Annotated in this window: 20 protein-coding genes; 4 read left to right on the top strand and 16 right to left on the bottom strand. The window is 45.9% G+C overall.

The genetic code is table 11. The features are described 5' to 3' along the window. The first annotated feature begins 102 nt into the window (after window positions 1-102). Window positions 103-1,164 (top strand): AraC family transcriptional regulator, encoded by a 1,062-nt coding sequence (locus I2H87_RS11645; RefSeq protein WP_195610074.1) that lies wholly within the window; start codon window positions 103-105, stop codon window positions 1,162-1,164. Here I2H87_RS11645 and I2H87_RS11640 read toward each other — a convergent pair. From I2H87_RS11640 to I2H87_RS11620, 5 genes are all read right to left on the bottom strand, one after another. Then, window positions 1,161-3,464 (bottom strand): family 78 glycoside hydrolase catalytic domain, encoded by a 2,304-nt coding sequence (locus I2H87_RS11640; RefSeq protein ID WP_195610071.1) that lies wholly within the window; start codon window positions 3,462-3,464, stop codon window positions 1,161-1,163. The two genes, I2H87_RS11645 and I2H87_RS11640, sit on opposite strands and share 4 nt — an antisense overlap. A gap of 124 nt (window positions 3,465-3,588) precedes the next feature. Further along, complete coding sequence (locus tag I2H87_RS11635; RefSeq protein ID WP_195610070.1) at window positions 3,589-4,581, bottom strand: Fic family protein; 993 nt, start codon at window positions 4,579-4,581, stop codon at window positions 3,589-3,591. Between the two features lie 306 nt (window positions 4,582-4,887). Continuing rightward, window positions 4,888-6,243 carry an MFS transporter gene (locus tag I2H87_RS11630; RefSeq protein ID WP_022151490.1) on the bottom strand — a complete coding sequence of 452 codons (1,356 nt, stop codon included), beginning with the start codon at window positions 6,241-6,243 and terminating at the stop codon, window positions 4,888-4,890. Window positions 6,244-6,246: 3 nt separating this feature from the next. Further along, window positions 6,247-8,535, bottom strand: coding sequence for a glycoside hydrolase family 3 C-terminal domain-containing protein (locus I2H87_RS11625; RefSeq protein WP_054704560.1), 2,289 nt, complete (start codon window positions 8,533-8,535; stop codon window positions 6,247-6,249). Between the two features lie 21 nt (window positions 8,536-8,556). Continuing rightward, entirely contained in the window at window positions 8,557-11,337 is a 2,781-nt protein-coding gene (locus I2H87_RS11620) for an alpha-L-rhamnosidase (protein ID WP_022151492.1), read from the bottom strand. A gap of 175 nt (window positions 11,338-11,512) precedes the next feature. On the opposite strand from I2H87_RS11620, the gene I2H87_RS11615 reads away from it, so the two are divergent. Further along, window positions 11,513-12,304, top strand: a complete 792-nt coding sequence (locus I2H87_RS11615; protein ID WP_022151493.1) for a helix-turn-helix domain-containing protein — start codon at window positions 11,513-11,515, stop codon at window positions 12,302-12,304. Window positions 12,305-12,382: 78 nt separating this feature from the next. Here I2H87_RS11615 and I2H87_RS11610 read toward each other — a convergent pair whose 3' ends face one another. The 11 genes from I2H87_RS11610 to I2H87_RS11560 form a co-directional block, all read right to left on the bottom strand. Next, window positions 12,383-13,321 (bottom strand): transketolase family protein, encoded by a 939-nt coding sequence (locus I2H87_RS11610; protein WP_195610068.1) that lies wholly within the window; start codon window positions 13,319-13,321, stop codon window positions 12,383-12,385. After that, complete coding sequence (locus tag I2H87_RS11605; protein WP_009268754.1) at window positions 13,309-14,145, bottom strand: transketolase; 837 nt, start codon at window positions 14,143-14,145, stop codon at window positions 13,309-13,311. Before I2H87_RS11605 ends, I2H87_RS11610 begins: the two co-directional genes overlap by 13 nt. A 15-nt stretch (window positions 14,146-14,160) precedes the next feature. Beyond that, window positions 14,161-14,814, bottom strand: a complete 654-nt coding sequence (gene fsa / locus I2H87_RS11600; RefSeq protein WP_009268755.1) for a fructose-6-phosphate aldolase — start codon at window positions 14,812-14,814, stop codon at window positions 14,161-14,163. 281 nt (window positions 14,815-15,095) lie between these two features. Continuing rightward, window positions 15,096-16,226, bottom strand: coding sequence for a LacI family DNA-binding transcriptional regulator (locus tag I2H87_RS11595; protein WP_195610066.1), 1,131 nt, complete (start codon window positions 16,224-16,226; stop codon window positions 15,096-15,098). Window positions 16,227-16,243: 17 nt separating this feature from the next. Next, a complete protein-coding gene (gene recR / locus I2H87_RS11590; protein WP_009268757.1) occupies window positions 16,244-16,840 on the bottom strand; it encodes a recombination mediator RecR in 597 nt (198 codons plus the stop codon). A 47-nt stretch (window positions 16,841-16,887) separates the two neighbouring features. Then, complete coding sequence (locus I2H87_RS11585; RefSeq protein WP_022151496.1) at window positions 16,888-17,241, bottom strand: YbaB/EbfC family nucleoid-associated protein; 354 nt, start codon at window positions 17,239-17,241, stop codon at window positions 16,888-16,890. Window positions 17,242-17,244: 3 nt separating this feature from the next. Beyond that, window positions 17,245-18,840 (bottom strand): DNA polymerase III subunit gamma/tau, encoded by a 1,596-nt coding sequence (gene dnaX, locus I2H87_RS11580; RefSeq protein ID WP_195610064.1) that lies wholly within the window; start codon window positions 18,838-18,840, stop codon window positions 17,245-17,247. Window positions 18,841-18,874: 34 nt separating this feature from the next. Beyond that, the gene (locus tag I2H87_RS11575) at window positions 18,875-19,951 is read right to left on the bottom strand and encodes a 6-phosphofructokinase (protein WP_022151497.1); all 1,077 of its coding nucleotides are present in this window, start codon (window positions 19,949-19,951) and stop codon (window positions 18,875-18,877) included. A gap of 11 nt (window positions 19,952-19,962) precedes the next feature. Further along, a complete protein-coding gene (locus I2H87_RS11570) occupies window positions 19,963-20,283 on the bottom strand; it encodes a YbjQ family protein (protein ID WP_009268761.1) in 321 nt (106 codons plus the stop codon). Next, complete coding sequence (locus I2H87_RS11565) at window positions 20,264-20,491, bottom strand: hypothetical protein (RefSeq protein ID WP_009268762.1); 228 nt, start codon at window positions 20,489-20,491, stop codon at window positions 20,264-20,266. The genes I2H87_RS11570 and I2H87_RS11565 overlap by 20 nt, the downstream gene beginning before the upstream one ends. A gap of 91 nt (window positions 20,492-20,582) precedes the next feature. Further along, window positions 20,583-21,587, bottom strand: a complete 1,005-nt coding sequence (locus I2H87_RS11560; protein WP_195610062.1) for a LacI family DNA-binding transcriptional regulator — start codon at window positions 21,585-21,587, stop codon at window positions 20,583-20,585. A 293-nt stretch (window positions 21,588-21,880) separates the two neighbouring features. On the opposite strand from I2H87_RS11560, the gene I2H87_RS11555 reads away from it, so the two are divergent. Beyond that, window positions 21,881-23,362: a UxaA family hydrolase gene (locus I2H87_RS11555; RefSeq protein WP_195610060.1), complete on the top strand. Its 1,482-nt coding sequence runs from the start codon at window positions 21,881-21,883 to the stop codon at window positions 23,360-23,362. A 24-nt stretch (window positions 23,363-23,386) separates the two neighbouring features. After that, window positions 23,387-24,874, top strand: coding sequence for a tagaturonate reductase (locus I2H87_RS11550; RefSeq protein WP_195610058.1), 1,488 nt, complete (start codon window positions 23,387-23,389; stop codon window positions 24,872-24,874). Window positions 24,875-24,947 lie beyond the last annotated feature (73 nt).

Here is a 24,947-nt window from a genome sequence, read left to right as displayed (position 1 = left end):
TTCTCCCCCCTGTTTTATACTGAACCCAGATTACGCTCCATGAATCCGGATACTGTTTTTCACTATATCATCTATCAAACATTACGCCACGGAGGCTGCACTATGAAATTTACCGACCACTATACCCACGAAATCAATACCGATCTGCGCCCGTTAGAATCGGTTTTCAAATCACTCCATGCACAGAATCCCTCACGTCAGCTGGATCTTCCTCACGAAGTCGCATCCTGCCGGGACATTCTTTTGAAAGCCAGTCAGACCACATCGGACCCGCTCCCGAGTCTGCTCGCCACAACGCTGAACGAAGATTCTTTTTTCCACAAAGATCTGGACTGCGAAATTTATCAGCACCTCCGCTATCTTCCGTGCACCTGGCACAAACATGCATTTCTGGAAGTCGTCTGCGTGATGGAGGGAAGCTGCACCAACTACATTTTGGAACAGAAAATCCAAATGAAAGCCGGCGACATCTGCATCATCGCGCCGGATACGCCGCACGCTGTCAGTGCGTTTTCGGATGACAGCGTGATCTTCAATATCATTTTGAGGATCAGTACGTTTGAAACCGCATTTTTCGGCACGCTCTCGGAAAATGATATTCTGTCCGATTTTTTCATGCGGACGCTGTACAATTCCAAAACGCATCCGTTCCTGCTCTTTTCCACAAACGGCGATACGGAAGCGCTCAACTACGTCGGCTACGCCTACGAAGAGTACAAAAGCAGCCGTCAATACAGAAAACGGATGCTCAATTCCATTATCAATGCGTTTTTTATCGTTCTTCTGCGGAATCACGGAGCAAATGTATTCGTTCCGGCGCTGACTGACAGTGACAAAGACCAGAATCTCGTCTATATTTTAAAATATATGCAGGAACATTTTACGACCGTTTCGCTCAAGGAACTCGCCGCTTTTTTCAATTACAGCGAACGCCAGCTCCAGCGGATCATCAAGACAAGTACCGGCATGAGTTTCAGTGAAAATATCCTCAAGTTGAAAATGAACCATGCCGCTCGTCTGCTTTCCAATCCGAATCTTCCGGTCGCTGCGATCGCCGAGGAGCTGGGCTACTCCGACACAGGAAATTTCCGCGCAGTATTTAAAAAATATTACGGCATTACGCCGATGGAATTTCGTGCGCAGCAATCGGATCGGAAGCGCTAAATGCGCTTCCACACGATCTCTTTTCCTCTCCGTGCAAGTTCCGTCAGATCGATCTCAAATTCAATCTGTTCCGGAACCTGTACAGTCAGTTCCACCTCTTCTCCGCAATCTTTCACCTGCACGCGGATCGTTCCCCGGACAGATTCATAACTGCATGCAAATTCATGCATACTTTCCGGCAGATACGGGCAGATACAGATTTTTTCAAATCCCGGCTTCAGCGGTTGGATTCCCGCGATTCCGTTATAATACCATTCCACAATGTGCCCCATCATATCATGGCAATGGCTTCTCGGATTCTTTTCCCAATATTCGCCCAGCGTCGTCTCTCCATCCAGTACAAACGCATAGTAACTCGGATGTTCGTCCCGTAAAATATAGCGGCAGATCAGATCGCTCATACCATATTTCCGCGCAGTCTGGATCACATACGGCAGTCCGATCTCCCCGCTGATCAATGCGCTTTCCTGTTCCAACGTATGTCGGAACGCCCGAACAACATCCGCCTCTTTTCCCTCGGGAACCATCCCCCAGTAAAGCGGCAGCGCTTCTGCCGCCTGTGTCAGGAACAGTTCGTCCGGATGATCCCACGCCCGGTAGCACCAGCCGTTTAATTCCTCGTTCCACACAAGCAGCTTTTCATTATAATTCTCTTTCACCTGATCCGCATATCTTTCTAATTGCCGCTTTTCTTCGGCATATCCCAGCACCTCGGCAAAATAAGCAAGCGTCTTCGCATCCGCGTACAAAAATGCTGTCTCAATATTTTCACGCACAAGTTCATTTTTCGGATTGCCCCAGTCGCCAAGCCCATGATTTAAAAATCCGTCCGCATTTACTTTCATTTTCAGATGTTCCAGATACCGTTTTCCGGCTTCGTAATTCGCTTCGATGATCTGCTTATCACCGTAAAACAGATAATGCCAATACGTTCCCAAAATACAGGTGCTTCCCCACGGAATAATATCATAAAAGTCTCCCAGTCCCGGAACCGGAAGTACATTCGGAAAATAGCACGGACACTGAGATGGCATCAGCCCCTCGCCCGGATAATACGGATTCCCCTCCATATCCAGAAAATAGTCGTCCGCCGTATGCTGTGCCGTCCGCATATCCAACAGGAACTTCTCCCACAATTTCCGTCCGTCTTTCATATAGAAGATCGACGGCGCCATCAGATGATTCGGTTCCTGCCATGCAAAACGCTCGATCGTCGGACAGTCGGTATGTACGCTGACCATATTGGCTTCCACCGCTTTTTCCACAAGACTGTAAATCTGCTCATAACGTTTGTCATCACAGGAAAATGTACCGTCCGTCTTCCACGCGCTGCTGATCGCGTGGGCAGTCACATTCCGAATCCGTATTTCCGATCCCGCCTGCCGTGTCTCCTGTCCATGCACCCGCTCAACCGCAACGTAACGCCCTGCAAAATAAGTAAATTTCATCCGGCATTTCTCCCACCGGTCATCTCCCCCGATGATATAGGTAATGCAGGAATCCAGATTCACCCAGCCTTTCGCCATCTGGTCGACATCACCGTTTTCTGCCAGTTTCTCAGCCGGATAGATCCGCACTTCATCGCCGCGTTTTCCGAACACTTCAAACTCCAGTATTCCGGACATATTCTGTCCGAAATCATAAATCTCACGTCCGTTTACATTTCCGAGACATTCGCACGCATACGATCGGATCACTTTCACGGGAGGCTGACACTGCTCTGTCAGTCTTCCGGTTGGCTCTTTCTCTTTTGGCACAAGAACCGCCTGTTCCCATTCCGACGCTTCCGCCTCGAACAGCCGTCCGTCGATCGTCTCCGAACCATAGACATTGCTCATCACAACCGGATGTCTTCTCACCTGAAATGAATCATCTGCATGAAGCACCGATTCTGTCCCGTCCTCATAGACGATCCGCAGTTCCAGCGCCAGCACAAGTTCTTCCCCAAACGGGCGGTATGGATTCGGATTCGGCGGCATAAATTTCGGAAAATGAAAACTGTAATGTTCATCCATCTTATGGAACCAACCGTTTCCAACCTCCACTTCCAACACATTTTCCCCTGAATGAAGCTGCTCCGTCACATCAAAGGTCACATACTGGATCAGTTTTCGGTAATCCGTCCACCCCGGATCCAGTTCATGATCCTCCACTTTCTCATGATTCATCCAAAAATGAAACTGCCCCAGACCGCAGACTTTTGCCGTCGCGCATTTCACCGCTTTTTCTATCTCAAATACTTTTCTTGCCCAAAACGGTTTCGCCGTCCCGTTCGTGATCCATCTTCCCAAAGATCTCATGATAAACCTCCTCGTCGATCTATCGTTTTTATTTCTTTTCTTACATTTATCAGCTTATCAATTTTCTTAAAAACAGAAAAGGTCGCAAGACGACATAGACAGATTAAAAAGGCGACATTTTTGCTTAGACTTTCACATATCTCTGATTTCTGCTGTTAGGTTTATCGGGAATTGTCATCCGGATCAAGTTCGATTCAATTGCCGGACGCAGATAATTTTTACGGAATCCCTCTCTGGATTTCAATCCCACTTTTTCCATTAACGCAACACTTGTATAAGGAACGCCATATTCCATAACTGAAAGTAATTTCTTTATATATTCTGTAAACACTCCGCTTTCTTCGTCAATTCGATTCGCGATATCTTCTAAAATCCTGTCTATCTGGAATAACATAAATTCAATAAAAATTGTAGATTCTCCCTCTACATGACATCTCGAGATTGCATCGTAATATTCATTTTGAAACTTCTCAATCTGGCTTTCTATTGGAATATATTCAAACACCGATTTCCATTTTGATAGAATTGCAGTATGCCATAATCTCGCCATTCTCCCGTTTCCATCCGAAAAAGGATGTATAAAAACAAATTCATAATGAAAGACACAGCCCAAAATTAACGGATGTAGGTTATCTTTCCCCTTCTTCATCCAATCAAATAATTCTTCCATCAACTGCGGAACAAACTGTGCCGGAGGAGCCATGAAAATGCATTGTCCCCCATTAAAAACGCCTTCTTCACCACAACGAAAATCACCGGATTCTTCAACAACGTATTTTGTCATAATTCCATGAAATTGCTTCAGACTCTTTATATTATACGGATCGATTTCAGAAAATCTTTCATAAGCAGTATATGCATTTTTTACTTCCTGTATTTCTTTCTGCTCTCCTAATACAGCTTTCCCATCAATAATATCTCTTACCTGTCCCAAAGAAAGAGAGTTTGCTTCAATCTTCAACGAAGAATGTATCGATTGAATTCGATTATTTTTTCTCAAATGAGGTTTGGATACCAGACTGTTCGTTACTGTAATACGACCAATTTTTTCAGAAATAGACGATATATACGAAATCATCTTATCTGTTACCGTGAAAGGTGGTTTGTAATCTCCCATGCAATCGCCTCCATTATCTTACACACTATCTTCCGCATTATCTTGCATATTATCTTCCGTATTATCTTGCGCATTATCTTCCTTGATTATACCGTCTGAAATACAAAATCACAATGAAATATCTCTTATTCTTTTTCACTTTTCCAAAAGCGAATACATTAAGCTGATAAAATCTTTAATATTATTCATACACAATCTCTTTTCGGTTCAAAAAATTACAGCCAGACTTCAAAAAGTCTGGCTGTTGGCGTAAAATATAAGTATGCAACTCTCTATATTATTTAGCAGATACTTCTATTTCATCTTTTATTTCTGTCCTCGTCTTTCAGCAAGTATTTTATTTTGTTCTTCTAACTTTTCTGTTGTAATCGGATATCCTTTTGCAAATATAATAATACCGATTATATAAATCACTATCGGAAGGATAATCTGACATGCAATGATCATTGTATTCACGCTTCCCGTCTGTACTGCTGCCTGCTCATTAAATCCTGCAAATCCAAGAAGATATCCCGGAATTGCACCGCCGATTCCAGCTGCAAATTTGGATGAAAAACTAGATAATGCAGAAATGCCGGCTTCTGCACGTTTTCCCATTTTCAATTCAATGTAATCGGTATTATCCGCCTGAATACTATAACTTAATGTTGATACAAATCCACCGCCTGCACCGGTTAAAAAGCTGGAAACTAAAAGGATCAAGACATTTTTCGGGTCAATCATTCGAATCAGCATTGATACCGCTGCAATTACAAGTCCAAGCAAAAATACCGCTTTTTTTCCTTTCATCTGAACCGCTTTTCCTGAGAATATCGTTGTCAGAAGCAGTCCGAAAAACATAATCAGACTTGCAAGTGAAGACAGTGTCAAATCTCCGAGAATATAAGTATAGAAGTATGGACCGATCGTATTCGAGATATTATTACCAACCGTAAAAATCAATACTGCAAGAAAGGTAATCAATACCGGTTTCTGTGTCAAAATACTGACCAGTTCTTTTAACGTATACGATGCCTCTCCTTCTGTCTTTTCTACACGTTCCCGTACCCCCAATGTTCCGAGGATTGAAAGTACAAAAATACCAATCGTAGCACCAACGATCAATGTAATATATCCACTTTTATTTGATGTGTTTCCCAAAATCAGCGGTGCAGAAATTCCAAGAATCACACCTCCCGCCGCATACACGAACCCTTTAATAGCACTTAAGGTCTGCCGTTCTTTCATATCTGTTGTCATAACCGGCAGAAGACTATTCAAAGAAATATCCATAACCGGAAATAATACCCCGATCAAAATATAAGAAACGTACGCAATCACCAGTTTTCCACTCGGCGCCATCATTGGTCCAAACCACAGTAAAAGAAAATTCAAACCACATAAAATAGTACCGACAATCAACGGCATTCGAAAGTGTCCTAATCGTGTATTTGGAAGCCGGTCAATACAAAATCCAACAAGCGGATCATTCAGACCATCCAATATCCTCGCTATCAAAAACAAGGTGGCACACGCTTTTGGATCCATCCCACATATATTGGTATAGAAAATTAAAAGGTAACCATTGATCAATGTCATAATCGGAATATTTCCAAGGTTAATACAACCATAAGAGAACTTTTCCCCAAATCCAATTTTGTTGGTCTTCTTATTCAATTTCATTTTTTACTTCTCCTCTCTCTGCTCACTTCCCATAGCCCGATTTAACATGGCGATTACCTGTTCCTGCTCTTCTCCTGTCATCGCTCCAAGACTTACAAGTGATTTCAACGGTGCTCCTTCCAGAATTGCTTTCAGCATCTCCGCATCTGCCTCTCCTTCTGAATTTTCCGCCGTTTCTTCATTTTGTGCCATCACATTGCCAAACAATTTGTACGCTGCCTCTGCGGTTCTCGGATCTTTCAGTAAATCTCCAACTGTTGTTGTCCCGTCTACTCGCATCGGAAGCATCTGTTTTCCGACAAACTCAAACTCTTCTTCCAGTAAAATTTCATCACTTGCATGACCGATTCTAATTTGATAAATCCCTGACGGAGCATACCAATCATGGATCATTTCTTCATAATAAGAAAGATCTTTCTCAACAATCTCAAAAGAAACTGTCTTTGTCTCTCCCGCCTTCAACTGAATTTTCTGAAATCCTTTCAGTTCTTTCTCCGGTCGAAGCGGCGTTTTATTTTTATCACTGATATAAAGCTGTACAACCTCTTTGCCATCCCGTTCTCCAATATTGGTAATGTCTGCCGTGACAATCATTCGTTCCCCATCCTGCATCTTCCTGCGATCCAATTTTAAATTGGAATATTCAAAAGTAGTATATGATTTTCCATGTCCAAACGCCCATCGTACAGGGATCTTTTTTGTATCATAATAACGATAGCCAACAAAAATTTCTTCTCCATACACCGCTTTTTTCCCATCTCCCGGATAGTACAAGTAACAGGGAGAATCTTCCAGCCGAAGCGGAAATGTCTCTGCAAGTCTTCCACTCGGATTTACCTCTCCATACAAAATCCGATCGCAAGCCTCTCCTACCCCTTGTCCTCCAAGATACATTTCCAGAACAGCGGCTGTTTTTTCCGCCCACGGTGTCTCCACAGGACTTCCATTGTGAAGAACAACAACCGTATTCGGCTGAACTTTTAAAATTTCTTCAATCAGTTCGTTTTGACATTCCGGCATTGACATTGTCGTCCGATCGTATCCCTCTGATTCCATTATATCCGGGAGACCGGCGAAAACCACAACTACATCCGCCTGTTTTGCAGCTTCTATCGCTTTTTTCATTTCATACAACTCTTTTTCATCCCTATACGCAGAAAATCCTTTCACATAGGAAACATTTCTCTGTTTTTTCTTTGCCATCTCCAATGCTGAAGCAACACACGAACTATGAATATGACTGGATCCTCCCCCTTGATATCTTGGTCTTTCTGCAAATTCTCCAACATATAAAATCTTTTTATCTACACAAATCGGCAAGATTCCATTGTTCTCTAACAGCACTGCACACTCTGATTCAATATCCACCGCTTTTTTGTGATCTCTCCCCCGGTCAAATACTGCGTCTGGATTTCTGTGATCTATGTAATCAAAAACGACTTTTAGATTTCTCTCTACTGCCTGATCTACAAGCTTTTCATCTAAAATCCCTTCTTTTACCGCTCGAACTATCTTTCGATCATGGTAGCCGTCCGACCCCGGCATTTCAAGGTCTAACCCAGCCTTGATACCTTTCACTCGATCATTGACAGCTCCCCAGTCTGTTACCACCGCCCCTTCAAATCCCCATTCTTCTCGAAGGATTTCTGTCAGGAGTTTTTTATTTTCTGCCGCAAATACACCGTTGATCTTGTTATAACTGCACATTACCGTTTTCGGCTGCGCTTCTTTTACAGCTTCCTCAAATGCCGGAAGATAAATTTCCCTCAATGTTCTTTCGGAAAGTTCAGAGGAACTGCTCATCCGTCGGTATTCTTGACTATTTGCCGCAAAATGTTTAATACTCGTACCTACTCCGCATTTCTGAACTCCTCGAATATAAGCCGCCGCCATTTTTCCTGTCAAATAAGGATCTTCTGACAGATATTCAAAATTTCTTCCACAAAGCGGACTTCTCTTAATATTAACGGCAGGTCCAAGCAAAATCCCTATATTTTCTGCCTGACATTCTTTGCCAAGCGTCTCCCCCATTTTTGCCATCAATTCCACATCAAAACTGGACGCTGTCGCACATCCTGCCGGAAAGCATACCGCTTCCACACTCTCGTTTAATCCCAGATGATCTGCTTCACTCTCTTGTTTCCGCAGACCATGCGGACCATCAGACATCATCAAAGACGGAACTCCTAACCGCTCGATTTCTTTCGTGTTCCAAAAATCCTTTCCTGAACAAAGTCCCGCTTTTTCCTCCAATGTCATTTCAGAAATTATTTTTTTCAAATCTCTCTTCATACCATTCCTCCTCTCCCCACTTCAGAATTTCTTTAATACTTCATTGATCTGTTCCAACTGTTCCTCTTGAGCCCCTCCGAATTGTACTGCTAATTTTCTAAGAGACATCGGCATAAATTCTCTCGGCAATGTTTCAAGCGGTATCATCGAACCAATAAATTTCTTGATTTCCTTCTGCTCCAACAATTTTCTCATGGATGTATCAATACTGTAAGATGCCGGTTTCTTTTCGATGGTATATTCCACCGTATAATCGCCTGCTGTCAAATAACAAATCCCGTCTCTCACATCCGCAAACATTGGATTTTCTTTATTGTCGAATATAGATTTTTCTGCCTCCGGTATAATCAGCTGTGCCTTTCCTCCGAATGGAACTTGAACAGATACTTTTACATGCGTTTCATCTTCAAACTCCCACGCACAAGCGTACAATCCCATTGCAGACTCATAAGATGCTTTTGCATATCCTAAGGTCTGGTTTAATCTCGGTGTAAACTTTACCGCTTTAAATCCAGCCTTGGAAATATCCGTTTCATCCATATTGATTCCTGCCGCATATCGAAAAATCCATTCTGCTACCGCACCCGCTGCATAATGATTCAAACTATTCATCTGCGTTCCCGAAATACAGCCGTTTTTATCCAAGCTGTTCCAACGTTCCCATATTGTCGTTGCTCCTAGTTTTACCTCATAAAGCCATCCCGGAAATTCTTCATTCAAAAGCAGTTCATATGCAAGGTCATCCATCTCATTTTCTGAAAGCACTTTACAAAGAAGCGGTGTTCCTACAAATCCGGTTCGTAATTTTCCATCACTTTCATCCAATAAGATTCGAAGCATTTTTCTTGCCTCTTCTTCATTTTCACTCAAATGATATTTTAAAGTAAGAAGCTGTGCGGTCTGTGTCCGTATACAACATTTTCCTGTCGCTGTGTAATATTCCTGTTGGATCCATTCATACTGTGCATTCTCAACAGCTCCATATTCTGCTTCCTCTTTTTCCAAGCCCAAAATATGCGCTGCTTTTTTCACAATTCCGGCACTAACTGCATAAGATACGTCTGCGATAAACCGTTCGTCCGTGCCTCCCAAAAACCCGTTTTCACCACCGGTCGGATGATCCAGCGCAAGCCAATCCCCGTAATGAAATTCCTGTCTCCAGCAATGATTTTTTTGATCCGTTCGCCGAATGTAATCCACCCAAGAACGCATGCTCTCAAATTGTTCTTCCAGAATGGTCTGATCTCCGTAGAATAAATACAAATTCCACGGAATAATACATGCTGCGTCTCCCCATACGCTAGAAGTTCCTTCCTTTCCGAAATTCGGAATAACCTGTGGAACTTTACCTCCCCGCGTTTTCTGTTCACATGCCATATCATAAAGATATTTTTTATAAAATGAATAGGTATCTGCCAGGTAAGTGGCTGCTGCCGAAAAAATCTGTGCATCGCCTGTCCATCCCATTCTTTCATCTCGCTGCGGACAGTCGGTCGGAACATCCAAAAAATTACTCTTCATTCCCCAGCGGATATTCGAAATCAACTGATTCACAAGCGAGTTCCCGGTCTCAACATTTCCGGTTTCCGGAATCTCACTATATAATGCTAAACCGGTAAAATCATCTTTTTCCAGATGTTCCATACCTTCAATCTTTACATAACGATATCCGTAAAATGTAAAATGGGGACATATATTTTTTTCTTTTCCATCTGAAATATAGACATACTCTGACTTTGCGGTTCTAAGATTATCCCTATAAAAATTGCCGTTCTGAAGAATCTCTCCTGTCTGTATATGAATTTTTGTTCCTTTCTCTTCTTTCACCTGTAAGCTGAAAATCCCCGTAAATTCCTGTCCGAGATCTAATACAGTTTCTCCATTAGGTGTAACAATCAGTTCTTTTGGTTTTATTTGCTCATGCACGGTTACCGGTGTGCTAAGTCTGGCAGTCAATTTTCCTTTTTCCGCCTCACACACGATTGCGGCTTCCTCCGGAAGTTTTGGCAGTGTGTCATCTCTATGTTCTCCGTCATAAATCTCCGAAAATATCAAGTTGCTTCTTTCCACACGCCAGCTTTCATCTGTTCCAACTATGTCTTTGCTTCCATCTTCATATTCAATAGATAATTCAGCTCTTAACTTCCACTTATCACCGTAAAATCCAGATTCCGATGGATTGTCAAAACCAAACCTGCCTTTATACCATCCATTTCCAAGAAGCACCGAAAGCATTCCTTCTTTTTGAAGCATTTCTGTGACATCATAGGTCTGGTACTGAACCCATTCACTATAATCATTGCAATATGGCGTCAGATATTCTTCGCCGATTCGTTCATTCTCATAAAAAGCTTCATATAAACCAAGACCACAAATATATAATCTCGCTCTTATTACTTTTCCTCTTAAAGAAATCTTTTTCTTAAAAATCGGATGCCTTTTTTGCTGATTATCACAAGTTATCCATTCGGCGTGCCACGCTTCATCCATCTTTCCGGTTTCAAACCACGAAACACTGCTGACCGCTTCTTCGCCTTTATCAGTCCGCACGGTAACATCCCAAAAATATCGTTTACACGGCATAAGCGGCACATCCACTTGGGATGCAATAGATGAAAGATTTTTTGAAAATCCGGTATCCATGATCAAAGTTTCAAAATTTTCCAATTCTCCGATTCGTATTCTTGCAGCTTCCTGTTTTTTTCCGACTGCATTTTTAACTTTCCATGAAAACACGGTCTTGTTCATTTCGTATCCCAAGGGATTACATAAATGGTTCACTCGAAGGTCATATAATTCCATATCGCATTCTCCTTTGTCTACTTTAACCAATTTAAGCATTTGCTTTTTGGTCATTTTCTACAATTCTAGTTTCTTTTCTCTTTTATATTTGTAATATTATCACTTGTATTTTATAATAAATATATGATTTCACTTATTTATATATATAATCACAATAATTAAAAGGAGTTTTTATATGGATAAAAATATCAAGATCAGTCTGGATAGGAATATGAAATCCATTGAACATTCACAATTTCTTCATCAACGCTCATTTAAACAGGCAACAGAGAAACTCGACTACACCTTTCCTTTTCCCAATCGGCGTCAGATAGAGAAAGCAGTCTTAGAGTACATCGCACTTGGAAATGTCACACTTGCCGAACAATTTATCCGCACATCTTCAAAAGATGGGCTATTAACGATTGATGTCGGAAATCTTTCCGAAAACGAATTGATGCAGGCTCGGTTCACAATTGTATCTGCCATCACTCTTTTTTGTCGTACCGCTATCGACAACGGTCTTCCGGAGACTCTTGCTTATTCCATCAGTGATGTATACATTCAATACTTAAGTAATATCAACAACATCGAAAAAATATATCACTTATTCTGGCAGGCTTTTCTTGAATATTGTCAAGCAATTCAAAATTGGCGTCTCACTGCATGCAGTCCTCAATTAAAAATCTGCTGTGAATATATTATGTCAAACTTAACCTCAAAAATCACAATGAATGAATTAGGTAAAATTTGCTCTCTTAGCCCCAATTATGTATCGGATTTATTTAAAAAAGAACTTCATGTACGACCTTCCCAATATATCCGTCAGGAGAAGTTAAAATATGGAGCCTATCTTCTAAAAAACAGTACCTTAAACATTGCCGATATTGCTGCATTTCTCTCTTTCCCCAGTGCCAGTGCATTCACAGTACATTTTCAAAATACCTACGGTGTTCTTCCACATCATTATCGTAAACTTAACAATTAAAAAAGTGCAGCTTTCTTCTCCCTCATCGGTTCGAAGAAAACTGCACTTTTTTAACTCTTTTTATTTCTTATTCTTCTCTTACAAAAAGGCTTTCACTTTCTCGTAAATGCTGTCTGCATCCAATCCGTATTTCTTCACAAGCTCTACCGCCGGACCGGACTCGCCGAATGTATCGTTGACGCCGATCTTTAAAACTTTTGTCGGAGCCTGCTCGCACAATACGTCGCAGACTGCGCTTCCGAGACCGCCGATCACGGAATGTTCCTCAACCGTAACTACTTTTCCGGTATCTTTCGCTGCTGCCACGATCAGTTCTTCATCAAGTGGTTTGATCGTATGAATGTTGATCACTTTCGCATCGATTCCCTCCGCCGCAAGTTTTTCTGCCGCTTCCAGACAGTTTGCTACCGGAAGTCCCGTTGCGATGATCGCCACGTCTTTTCCCTCGCGGAGCACAACGCCTTTTCCGAGTTCAAATTTATAATCTTCGTTGTCGTTGATGACCGGAACTGCCAGTCTTCCAAAACGCATATAAACCGGTCCCTGATGCTCATAAGCTGCTTTCACTGCCGCTTTTGCTTCTACATCGTCGGACGGATTGATCACAACCATTCCCGGGATCGTACGCATCAGTGCGATGTCTTCGTTACACTGATGGGTCGCGCCGTCTTCTCCGACGGAGATTCCGGCATGGGTCGCGCCGATCTTCACATTCAGCTTCGGATAGCCGACAGAGTTGCGCACCTGCTCAAATGCACGTCCTGCTGCAAACATTGCGAAAGAACTTGCAAACGGAACTTTTCCGGTTGCCGCCAGTCCTGCCGCCACACCGATCATATTACACTCTGCGATACCGCAGTCGATATGACGCTCCGGGAATGCTTTCTTAAATACGCCTGTTTTTGTAGCCGCCGCCAGATCGGCGTCCAGCACTACGATATCCTCATGTTCTTTTCCTAATTCAGCCAAAGCATTGCCATAGCTCTCTCTTGTTGCGATCTTCTTTACATCTGACATAATGCTTCACCTGCTTTCTCCAAATCTTCCATTGCCACTGCATACTGCTCGTCGTTCGGAGCCGCGCCGTGCCAGCCAACCTGATTTTCCATAAAGGAAACGCCTTTTCCTTTGACCGTCTTTGCAACGATCGCCGTCGGCATGCCTTTTGTCTCTCTCGCCTCTTTAAATGCGGCTTCGATCTGATCGAAATCATTTCCGTCGATCGTGATCACATGGAAATTAAATGCTTCAAACTTCTTATCGATCGGATACGGGGAATTGACTTCGTCAATCGCACCGTCGATCTGCAGGTTGTTGTTGTCCACGATCACGACAAGGTTATCCAATTTTCTAAATCCTGCCAGCATCGCAGCTTCCCATACCTGTCCCTCCTGGATCTCTCCGTCACCGAGCAATGTGTACACACGGTAATCTTCATTGGAAAGTTTGGCGGAGATTGCCATTCCGACTGCCGCGGAGATTCCCTGTCCCAAAGAACCGGAAGACATATCCACGCCCGGAATGTGCTTCATATCCGGATGTCCCTGCAAATAAGATCCTGTGTGACGCAGTGTCGTCAGATCTTCTACCGGGAAGAATCCGCGGTGTGCCAGTGTAGAGTACAGTCCCGGAGCTGTATGTCCTTTGGAAAGTACAAAACGGTCACGATCCGCTTTCTTCGGATCTTCCGGGTCGATATTCAATTCTTCAAAATACAAATAGGTATAAATGTCTGCCGCAGACAGTGATCCGCCCGGATGTCCGGATTTTGCACTGTGTACTGCTGTCACGATCCCTTTGCGGATCTCATTGGCAGTCTTCATCAATTCTAACTTATTCATGTCAGCCTCTCCTTATTATTCTCCAAATACAGCTTTGTAATCTGCCTGAAATTTGGCGATTCCAGCATCTGTCAGCGGATGATGTGTCATCTGCTCGATCACTGCATACGGAACGGTCGCAATATCCGCGCCCGCCAATGCACAGTCTGTCACATGCATCGGATTCCGCACACTTGCTGCGATGATCTCTGTCTCAATTCCTGCTACTTCAAAGATCTGTGCGATCTCTGCGATCAGATCTGTTCCGCGTACGGAAATGTCGTCCAGTCTTCCGAGGAACGGAGATACATAAGTTGCGCCCGCTCTCGCTGCCAGAAGCGCCTGATTTGCAGTAAAGATCAGAGTTACATTTGTCTTGATTCCCTCGCTTGTCAGCACTTTACATGCTTTGAGTCCCTCGGTTGTCATCGGGATCTTTACGACCATGTTCGGATGGATCTTCGCGATCTCGCGTCCCTCCGCGATCATTCCCTCTGCGTCAACGGTTGTCGCCTTTACTTCTCCGCTGATCGGTCCGTCTACGATCGATGCGATCTCTGCGATCACTTCCTCAAATACACGTCCCTCTTTTGCGATCAGCGACGGGTTCGTCGTAACTCCGCAGATCACTCCCATGTCGTTTGCTTTCTTAATATCTTCTACCTTTGCTGTGTCAATAAAAAATTTCATGTCTCCGCTCCTCCTTGCATTACGCTTTGAATATAAATTCAGATTTTTCTTTCTGATTTTGATTATAGGCAACAAATTCTGAACGGTCAATAGCTCTAAAATTATTAATAATTTCTTTGGATTAATAATTCAATTATTATTAACACTATGATGTTCATATAAGATGATAGTCAAAAGATTCCCGCCGGATTGTTCCGCACTTTATGCCTCTTCAATCCATGTTCTGTAATATGTTTAATAAAATTTAATTGCTTCTATTATTAATTTTTTCTTCTAAAAAACTAATTTTTCTTTTTTGAGGTCTTCCGTTTTCCCTCTTTCTTCTGTGTTCCCGGAGGATATGACGTCGTTCCGCGCACGACCAGCTTCGGCTCGTATTCCACATGATAAATGCTCACCGGTTCCATGTCCGCGTAACGGCTCTGCCGCGTCTTCATTTTCTTCATAATGATGTCGCAGGCGTCCCGTCCTTTGTAGATGACGAAATGCTCGATCGTCGTGAGCGACACTTTATGCATCTTCGCAAACAACGTATTATCACATCCCATCACCGACATATCTCCGGGCACTTTATATTTTTCATCATAAAGTGCATCCAGGATTCCGAATGCGATCATATCGTTCAGTCCCACGATCGCGGTCAAGTCCCGCTCTTCCGCCAGAAGCTCTTTTGTCAGGTCATATCCGATCCGGTATTCCGAATCGATTCCCGGCACGTCCTTGTCGATGGATTCATTCGCCGCCTTGATCACCACATTGTCTCCAAGTCCGGCTTCCCGGAATTCTTTCATAAATCCCTCCACACGCTTCGACCGTTGCTTCTGCCTTACGGTCAGCGGCGGTGCGATATACGCCACATGCTTATGTCCCAGATCCAGAAGATGTCTTGCCATGATCCGCCCAAGTTTGGAATTGTCCAGTTCCACGGCGTCCACGTCTAATTTTTCATTTTGGTTATTGATCACGGCAAACGGGATCGTCCGCGACAGCTCTTCCACGATTGACATAAAACACCGGCTCGGATTACATGTGTAGATTACTCCCTGCGGATTCAGCGCCGGAAGCATTTTCAGATACCGCTCTTCCAATTCCAGGCTCCGCTGGGTGTTGCAGACGAAAAGCCCGAATCCCTGTTCCGTTGCGCGGGACTCGATCCCCTGCAAAAGCATGACATAATACGGGTTGGTCAGATTCGGACAGAACACAACGAGAAGCTTTTCCCGCCGGTTCTCTTTCTTTACCCTGCGCCTCGGAAGTTCATACCCCAGTTCCTGCGCAGCCTCCTCGACCCGCCGGATCACTTCCTTGGAAAATGACACATTATATTTTTTATTCAATACCATCGAGACGGTAGCCTGGGAAACTCCCGCCCGCTTTGCCACATCGGAAGACGTCACTTTTTTGCGTTCCATCTGTTTCACCTCCGCATTTACAGTTCCGTTCTTCCCTCCAGCGCGCGTAAGAGCGTCACCTCGTCGATATATTCCAGATCGCCTCCGACCGGAACTCCGCTGGCGATCCGGCTCACTTTGATCCCTGCCGGTTTGATCAGCTTGCTGATATACATCGCGGTCGTCTCGCCCTCCAGACTGGAATTCGTCGCAATGATGACTTCGTCCACATCGCCCTGCAGCCGCTCCATCAACTCTTTCAGCCGGATATCCCCCGGTCCGATCCCGAGCATCGGGGAGATCGCGCCGTGCAGCACATGATATACGCCATTGTATTTCCCGGTCTTCTCATAGGCCGCCAGATCACGCGGCGTCTCCACGACCATGATCGTCTTCTGATCCCGATCCGGATTCTTACAGATCGGACAGAGTTCCTGATCCGTCAAAGTACAGCACTGCGCGCAGTAGCGGACATTGTTCCTTGCGTCCACCATCGTCTTTGCCAGATGCTCCACCTGTTCTTTCGGCATGTTGATCACATGAAACGCAAGCCGCTGCGCCGATTTTGTCCCGATCCCCGGCAGATGCGAAAATTCTTCGATCAGCCGGCTGATCTGATTACTGTAATATTCCATTTATCTACTTCCTTACTAGCTGCTTCTTTTGTCCGTATGCCGCGGCTTTAGAACATGCCGCCGCCCAGACCGCCAAGTCCCCCCGTCAGTTTGGACATTGCCGCTCCGGATTCTTCTTCTACTTTACGCAAAGCCTCGTTTGTTGCAGCTACGATCAGATCTTCCAGCATCTCCACATCGTCCGGATCCACAACCTCTTCCTGCAGTTTCACTTTCAGAACTTCTCGTTTTCCGGAAACAGTCACTTCCACAGCTCCGCCGCCTGCGGTCGCCGTAAATTCTTTCGTCTCCAGTTCTTTTGCCTGTTCTTCCATCTGACGCTGCATCTTCTGCGCCTGCTTCATCAAATTCGCCATATTTCCCGGCATTCCGCCGCCCGGAAATCCTCCACGCTTTGCCATACTTTAGTCCTCCACTGTAATTTCCATGTTGATTTTCTTTTCAATATCCACAAATGTATCGTCGAACCGCCGCCCCTCTTCTACCTGACGGACTTCCACTTCCACCTTTTTTCCGATCCGCTGTTCGATCAGCGCTTCCAGTTCTTTTACATGGTCTTCCCGACCCGCGATGGACGCTTCGATCCCCTCCGGAAGTACGACCATCAGACGGTTTTCGCCGCCGAGGCTTAAGCGCGCTTTTTTCAGCGTCGTCCGCACCGGATCCGAGATCTCATCCGCGATCGCCCGGAAATTTTTCACGACTTCCTGCACGTCCTCCGGGATCGCAAGCGGGATCTCCGGTTTCTTGACCGAGTCTTCCATCCTGTCGCCAAAGCCGCCTGCCGCGCCTTGATTTCCCTGTGGATACGGACTGCCGTATCCGCCCTCCGGCATCACGGCGATCCCTTTTTCCAGCTTTTCTTCCACTGCGCGTATCCGATCCAGCAACGAATCTTCCGTCGTCTCCATCGCCGGCGTACACAATTTGATCAGCGCCACCTCAAGAAGCACACGCTTCTGTGTCGCATATTTCATCTGACCGGACAACTCCGAAAAAATCCGGATATACCGAAGCAGCATATCGGTTTCGATCATCTGCGCCTCTTCTTTTAACTGATGCAGATTTTCGGTGGATACATCCAGAACATCCTCTATGCTATCAGAAGTTTTCACCAAAAGCAAGTTCCGCAGATACCATGTGAAATCTGCAGCCAGCTGGGACAGCTCCCGCCCCTGCATGACCAGCTCCTCCACCGTGTTTAAAACTGCCGCCACATCTCTCTGGATGATCTTCCTAAGCAATCGGCTGAATACATCCGTATCTACCGCGCCGAGCACTTCCAGCACATTGTCGTAGGTCAGCTTCTGCCCCAGATAAAATGCGATACACTGATCCAGAAGACTCAACGCGTCACGCATCGAACCGTCCGCCACTTTCGCGATATAGCGGATCGCTTTCTCTTCCACATCCACCTGCTCAGCTTCCATCAGTTCGTTCATCCGCGCCGCGATCGTATCGATCGTGATCCGCTTGAAATCATAGTGCTGACATCTGGAAAGGATCGTGATCGGGATCTTGTGTACTTCCGTCGTCGCCAGAATGAAGATCACATACTCCGGCGGCTCTTCCAGCGTCTTCAAAAGCGCGTTGAACGCGCCGATAGAAAGCATATGCACCTCATCGATGATGTACACTTTGTACTTTCCCTCCGTGGGACGGTACGTTACCTCTTCCCGGATCTCACGGATATTGTCCACGCCGTTATTGGACGCCGCGTCGATCTCGATCACATTCATCGACGTTCCCACCGCGATCGAACGGCACATCGCGCACTCGCCGCATGGACTTCCGTCCACCGGATGCTCGCAGTTGACCGCCTTTGCAAATATTTTCGCTACCGTTGTCTTTCCTGTTCCGCGTGTTCCGCAGAACAAATATGCATGCCCGATACGGTTCGCTTTGATCTGATTCTGCAATGTTGTGATAATATGATCCTGTCCTTTTACATCTTCAAATGAAGTCGGACGGAACTTTCTGTATAATGCCGTATATGACATGAATCAAACTCCTCTTTTATCAATATCCAGTTTTTTATTCGTCTCCGAAACTGATGCCGAGCATCCGCGCCTCTTTGATCAGCCCGCATTTCGGATCCACATATTTTAATTTGCCCGCTACTTCTTCCAGCGGCACTTTCACCGTCTCGCCGTTTCGCATTGCCACCATATATCCGTATTCTTCGTTCAGGATCATCTCCGCAGCTTTTGCGCCGACTCTGGACGAGAATACACGGTCGTACGGACACGGAGAACCGCCGCGCTGCGTATGCCCCGGCACCGTGATCCGAACCTCTTTGTCCGTCTTTTTCTCGATCTGTTCCGCCAGTTCATAGGCAATGGACGGGTATTTGCGTTTTGCGAGTTTCTCTTTATATTCTTTCTTTTTCAGTTTCGCGTCTTCCTTGGAGATCGCGCCCTCCGCGACTGCCAGAATGGTAAATGTTTTTCCTGCCTGCGTACGTTTCTGGATCACATTCGCGATCACGTCGATATCATAAGGGATCTCTGGGATCAGGATCACATCCGCACCGCCTGCGATTCCCGCATGCAGCGTCACATGTCCGACCTTGTGTCCCATTACTTCTATAATAAAGACGCGGCTGTGGGAAGTTGCCGTCGTATGGATCCGGTCGATCGTATCGGTTGCAATATCCACGGCGCTCTGAAATCCGAACGTCATATCCGTCCCCCACAGATCGTTGTCGATCGTCTTCGGGAGCGTGATCACATTCAGTCCCTCCTCCCGGAGCAGGTTCGCTGTCTTATGTGTACCGTTTCCGCCTAAGATCACAAGACAGTTCAGACTCAGTTTATGATAAGTATGCTTCATTGCCGCCACTTTATCCAGTCCGTTTGCGTCCGGCTCGCGCATCAGCTTGAACGGCTGTCTCGACGTGCCGAGGATCGTACCGCCCTGCGTCAGGATCCCGGAAAAATCTTTCGACGTGAGCATCTTAAAATCCCCGTAGATCAGTCCTTTGTATCCATCCTGAAATCCAAAGATCTCCACATCATCCCGCTTTGAGCAGATCCCTTTCACGACGCCGCGCATTGCCGCGTTCAGCGCCTGACAGTCTCCGCCGCTGGTCAACATTCCGATTCGTAACATGATCCATCCTCCTATTCTTCCCCGAGAAATTTCACTGCTGTTCCGTAGGCGATCACCTCTGCCGCTCCCTGCATCACTGCCGAAGAGCAATAACGGATATTCACGATCCCATCCGCGCCCAGCGCTTCCGCTTCCTCCACCATCCGTTTTGTGGCAAGCGCACGCGCTTCATTCATCATCTCGTTATATGCTTTTAATTCTCCGCCAACCAACGTCTTAAAACTCTGGCTGATGTCTTTTCCAAGGTTCTTGGACTGAATGGTGCTTCCTTTTACAAGGCTCAGTGTCTCTAACTTCTTTCCCGAAATGTAATCAGTATTTACTAAGATCATCTTCTTCTCCACTCCTTATCTCTTTCATCCGCTGTATACACACAGCGATCATCACGCCTGCACAGATCAGAGGAACTCCGCCGAACACGATCCAGACCCATGCAGATGGCAATATTATGAATGCGGCAATGCTGAATCCGACGAGATACAGCACCATCAGCACCGTTACAACGATCGGCGCTATCATCTTTTTTCCGTGGTTTCCCATTGCATCCACCTCCGCTTCCCATTTTATCATATTCTAAAAAAAATGAACAGACCAAACCAAGCCTGTCCATTTTTCCTCTCGTACACCGACTCTAAAAATCAGTCGTACACCGTTTTACGATCTCGCAGGCAAACCGGTTGTCCTGACCGATCCCCTGCTGCCCCTGTAAGATCTTTACCAGATTTTCCACCGCATTGCCGCACAGCTGTCTGACTCCGTTGTCCACAGACGTCAATTCCGGTTCACAGTAAAGAGCCGCCGCGGAATTATTATACCCCGTCACGCTCAATTCCTCCGGGATCCGGATTCCTCTTGCTTTCGCATATTTCAGCGCCCCCACAGCCAGAAGATCGTTGCAGGCAAAGATACTGTCGAACTCCAATGTCCGATGTGCCAGAAGCATTTCTTTGACATAATCTACTTCATTCTTTGTGTAAAATTTCAGATCTCCGAGTATCGGGGATCCCGCCTCCGAGAGAGCCTGTTCATATCCGAGCAGTTTTTGCTGCGCGCTGAACGTATGGGAATCCGCCAAAAACAAAATCCGTTGTTTCCCGCGCCGGATCAATGCCGACGTCACATCATAAGCGCCCTGCCGGTCATCTCCGTAAAAGCAGTAAATGTTCTCGCCCTCCACATAACCGTTGATCAAAAAGATCGGCACTTTCTTCGCCGCCGACCTTAAGTAATCCGCTTCCTGACAGTTTCCGCCTTTCTCCGCATACGTCGATCCCACAAGGATCAGGGCGTCGATCCGTTTGGACAAAAGCAGTTGGACATGATACTCTTTGGCGGCTTTTTCCCCGCCGCTGCATCCCAAGATGCAGTCATATCCATGTTCATGCAGTTTTTTCTCAAGTGCGGATACCGCCTCCGCCATATAAAGATCCGAAATATCCGGGCAGAGTATCCCGATCGTCTTCATCGAATCCAGCCCCAGCCCCCGCGCAAATACATTCGGCGTATAATCGGCTTTCTCGATCACATCCAGCACCTTTTTCTTTGTCTTCTCACTGACATTCGGGCTTCCGTTTACAACTCTGGAAACTGTCGCAATGGAAACCCCTGCCATATCCGCTATATCGTAAATATTCATGATCTGTCTCCGTTTTCTGATGGTCTTTTTCTGTTCCTGAATCCCTGTCTTACCATTATAATGTAAGTCCTTTCTTTTTTACAATCTTTTTTCATTGTGTTTTTTACCAATTTTTTTCCGCTTCTTTTGTATACTTCCCCCAAAATATCTGTTTTTTTCTTTTTATATTGACTCCGGAACAGAAAAAGTGTATCGTTTATGTAAGCGCTTACAACAAGTAGTTTTATATTGGCGCCGCGAAGAAAAGGAATCAGCCTGTATGCGCGGACGCTCAGGAAAGAAAGGGAACACTTATGAAAGAATTTATCCAGATCCATCCAAATGATAATGTTGCCGTCGCACTCTCACCACTCCCCGCCGGAAAGGAGATCACACTCGGCGGCAGCACATTCCGACTCAGGGAAGAAATTCCGCAGGGACACAAATTCACACTTCTTCCTCTGAAATCCGGAACACCCGTAATCAAATACGGCTGTCCGATCGGAACGCTTCAGGAAGACTGCCCGGCAGGCGCCTGGATCCATACGCACAACTTAAAAACCGGGCTCGGTGAACTTCTCACCTATACTTACGATCCTCAGCCGTCTCCCCTTACTGCGGAAAATGCCCGTTATTTTCAGGGCTACCGCCGGAAAGACGGAAAAGTCGGGATCCGCAACGGCATCTGGATCATTCCGACAGTCGGATGCGTCAACAATATTGCCACCGCCATCGAACGGCAGGCACAGCAGTTTGTCGACGGGTCTGTGGAGGAGATCGCCGCTTTTCCACACCCTTACGGATGCTCCCAGATGGGAGACGATCAGGATCATACCCGCCAGATCCTCGCCGATCTGATCAACCATCCGAATGCAGGCGGCGTCCTTGTGCTCGGACTTGGCTGTGAGAACAGCAGCATCCACGAACTGAAAAAATACATCGGCGACTACGATCCGAAACGCGTCCGTTTTCTCGTCGCACAGGAATGTGAAGACGAGATTGCAGACGGACTGCAGATCATCCGTGAACTCGCCGAATATGCCGGAACATTTCAGCGGGAACCGATTCCGGCAAGCGAGCTGGTCATCGGTATGAAATGCGGCGGCTCCGACGGACTGTCCGGCATCACGGCAAATCCGGTGGTGGGTGGATTTTCCGACCGTCTGATCGCCTGCGGAGGAACAACGATCCTCACCGAAGTTCCGGAAATGTTCGGAGCGGAAACACTGCTGATGAACCGCTGTGAAAACGAAGCTCTGTTCCACCGGACCGTCGATCTGATCAACGATTTTAAAAATTACTTTAAGTCGCACAACCAGACCATTTATGAGAATCCGTCTCCGGGCAACAAAAAAGGCGGGATCTCCACACTGGAAGACAAGTCCCTCGGCTGTACCCAGAAATCCGGAAGCGCTGCCGTCAAAGGGGTTCTTTCTTACGGCGAACCGGTTTCCGTGAAAGGATTGAACCTTTTATCCGCCCCGGGCAACGATCTGGTCGCTTCCACGGCGCTGGCAGCCTCCGGCGCGCACATCGTCCTATTCACGACCGGCCGCGGAACTCCGTTTGCCTGTCCTGTCCCGACGATGAAGATTTCTTCCAACACCGCGCTGTATGAAAAAAAATCCAACTGGATCGATTTCAACTGCGGAACGCTGGTGGACGGCGATACGCTGGATACGCTGTCCGATCGGCTGTTCGATCTCGTTCTGCGGATCGCTTCCGGAGAAAAGGTCAAATCCGAAGCGGCAGGATTTCATGACATGGCGATCTTCAAACAAGGAGTAACATTATAATATTTTTCAGAAAGGATCTTTACTATGAAAACTTTGAATTACGAAACATTAAACGAAATCGGCTACGATGGTTATCTGCTCAAAGACGCGCCGGAACGTGTCCTTCAATTCGGCGAGGGAAACTTTCTCCGCGCTTTTGTCGACTATTTTATTGACATGTTAAATGAAAAAACCGGATTCAACTCCAAAGTCGTACTCTGTCAGCCGATCGCACCGGGTCTTGCCGACAAGATCAACGAACAGGAGGGACTTTACACACTCTATCTGCGCGGTTTTCAGGATGGTGCGAAAGTCAACAAAAAGCGGATCATTTCCTGTGTCAGCCGATGCTTAAATCCATACAACGATTTTGAAGAGGTTTTAAAATGTGCGGAAAATCCGGATCTGCGCTACATCACCTGCAATACGACCGAAGCCGGCATCGCCTATGATCCGTCCTGTCGGTTCACCGATGTTCCTGCAAGCAGTTATCCGGGAAAGCTGACCCAGTTTTTGTACCGCAGATTTCAGACATTCGGTTCAGAAACCGGAAAGGGCTTTGTCATCCTCTCCTGCGAGCTTATCGACAACAACGGAAAAGAACTGGAGAAATGTGTGCTCCAATATGCTGCACAGTGGGAGCTTGGCGATGATTTCATGAACTGGATCCGCGAGGAAAATCTGTTTTGTTCCACACTGGTCGACCGTATTGTCACCGGTTATCCGCGCAGTGAAGCCGATTCCATCAACGAAGAAAACGGCTACATCGACAACCTGATCGATACCGGAGAGATTTTCGGATTCTGGGTCATCGAGGGACCGAAATCACTGAAAGAAGAACTGCCGTTTGAAAAAGCCGGACTTCCGGTGCTGATCACAGACGACCACAAACCATACAAACAACGAAAAGTCCGCATCTTGAACGGCGCGCACACTTCTTTCGTGCTGGGCGCTTATCTGGCGGGGCAGGATATCGTTCGCGACTGTATGAACGATGAAGTGATCTGCGGCTTTATGAACAAAACCATTTACGACGAAATCATCCCGACACTTACATTACCGAAAGAAGAGCTGGAAGAATTTGCGGCTTCCGTGACGGAACGGTTCAAAAACCCGTTCATCGACCACGCGCTGCTTTCCATTTCACTGAATTCTACATCAAAGTGGAAAGCCCGCGTTATGCCGTCGCTGAAAGGCTACCTTGAAAAAACAGGAACACTACCGAAATGTATCACAGCTTCTTTTGCGTTCTATCTGGCATTTTACAGAGGACAGGAATTGAAAGAAGACGGTTTCCACGCTGTTCGCGGAAATGACAAATACATCATCAACGATGACCACGCGGTACTGGAATTTTTCAACGCACACAAACAGGACGATGCCGTGTCCCTGACACATGCGGTCTGCACAAACACAGATTTCTGGGGCGAAGATTTAAGCAAACTCCCGGGATTTGAAGAAAGCGTTGCACAAACATTAAAAGCGATCGAAGAAAACGGAACTTATGAAGTGATGAAAGCATGTCTGGCATAAATCTATGCATAACTGCCGGATATACCGGATAACAACATGGGGCATCGCAATCATTAAATCAGATGATTGCGAT

Source organism: Mediterraneibacter glycyrrhizinilyticus (genome assembly GCF_015560805.1).
Classification (GTDB): Bacteria; Bacillota; Clostridia; order Lachnospirales; family Lachnospiraceae; genus Schaedlerella; species Schaedlerella glycyrrhizinilytica_A.
Note: the sequence above shows the minus strand (reverse complement) of the source record. Positions and strands in the feature narration are given on the sequence as shown.

What these genes read in the sequence shown, in the direction of transcription:
- I2H87_RS11645 (WP_195610074.1), top strand. Translation starts at nt 103, where the DNA reads ATGAAATTTACCGACCACTATACCCACGAAATCAATACCGATCTGCGC.
- I2H87_RS11640 (WP_195610071.1), bottom strand. Translation starts at nt 3,464, where the DNA reads ATGAGATCTTTGGGAAGATGGATCACGAACGGGACGGCGAAACCGTTT.
- I2H87_RS11635 (WP_195610070.1), bottom strand. Translation starts at nt 4,581, where the DNA reads ATGGGAGATTACAAACCACCTTTCACGGTAACAGATAAGATGATTTCG.
- I2H87_RS11630 (WP_022151490.1), bottom strand. Translation starts at nt 6,243, where the DNA reads ATGAAATTGAATAAGAAGACCAACAAAATTGGATTTGGGGAAAAGTTC.
- I2H87_RS11625 (WP_054704560.1), bottom strand. Translation starts at nt 8,535, where the DNA reads ATGAAGAGAGATTTGAAAAAAATAATTTCTGAAATGACATTGGAGGAA.
- I2H87_RS11620 (WP_022151492.1), bottom strand. Translation starts at nt 11,337, where the DNA reads ATGGAATTATATGACCTTCGAGTGAACCATTTATGTAATCCCTTGGGA.
- I2H87_RS11615 (WP_022151493.1), top strand. Translation starts at nt 11,513, where the DNA reads ATGGATAAAAATATCAAGATCAGTCTGGATAGGAATATGAAATCCATT.
- I2H87_RS11610 (WP_195610068.1), bottom strand. Translation starts at nt 13,321, where the DNA reads ATGTCAGATGTAAAGAAGATCGCAACAAGAGAGAGCTATGGCAATGCT.
- I2H87_RS11605 (WP_009268754.1), bottom strand. Translation starts at nt 14,145, where the DNA reads ATGAATAAGTTAGAATTGATGAAGACTGCCAATGAGATCCGCAAAGGG.
- fsa (WP_009268755.1), bottom strand. Translation starts at nt 14,814, where the DNA reads ATGAAATTTTTTATTGACACAGCAAAGGTAGAAGATATTAAGAAAGCA.
- I2H87_RS11595 (WP_195610066.1), bottom strand. Translation starts at nt 16,226, where the DNA reads ATGGAACGCAAAAAAGTGACGTCTTCCGATGTGGCAAAGCGGGCGGGA.
- recR (WP_009268757.1), bottom strand. Translation starts at nt 16,840, where the DNA reads ATGGAATATTACAGTAATCAGATCAGCCGGCTGATCGAAGAATTTTCG.
- I2H87_RS11585 (WP_022151496.1), bottom strand. Translation starts at nt 17,241, where the DNA reads ATGGCAAAGCGTGGAGGATTTCCGGGCGGCGGAATGCCGGGAAATATG.
- dnaX (WP_195610064.1), bottom strand. Translation starts at nt 18,840, where the DNA reads ATGTCATATACGGCATTATACAGAAAGTTCCGTCCGACTTCATTTGAA.
- I2H87_RS11575 (WP_022151497.1), bottom strand. Translation starts at nt 19,951, where the DNA reads ATGTTACGAATCGGAATGTTGACCAGCGGCGGAGACTGTCAGGCGCTG.
- I2H87_RS11570 (WP_009268761.1), bottom strand. Translation starts at nt 20,283, where the DNA reads ATGATCTTAGTAAATACTGATTACATTTCGGGAAAGAAGTTAGAGACA.
- I2H87_RS11565 (WP_009268762.1), bottom strand. Translation starts at nt 20,491, where the DNA reads ATGGGAAACCACGGAAAAAAGATGATAGCGCCGATCGTTGTAACGGTG.
- I2H87_RS11560 (WP_195610062.1), bottom strand. Translation starts at nt 21,587, where the DNA reads ATGAATATTTACGATATAGCGGATATGGCAGGGGTTTCCATTGCGACA.
- I2H87_RS11555 (WP_195610060.1), top strand. Translation starts at nt 21,881, where the DNA reads ATGAAAGAATTTATCCAGATCCATCCAAATGATAATGTTGCCGTCGCA.
- I2H87_RS11550 (WP_195610058.1), top strand. Translation starts at nt 23,387, where the DNA reads ATGAAAACTTTGAATTACGAAACATTAAACGAAATCGGCTACGATGGT.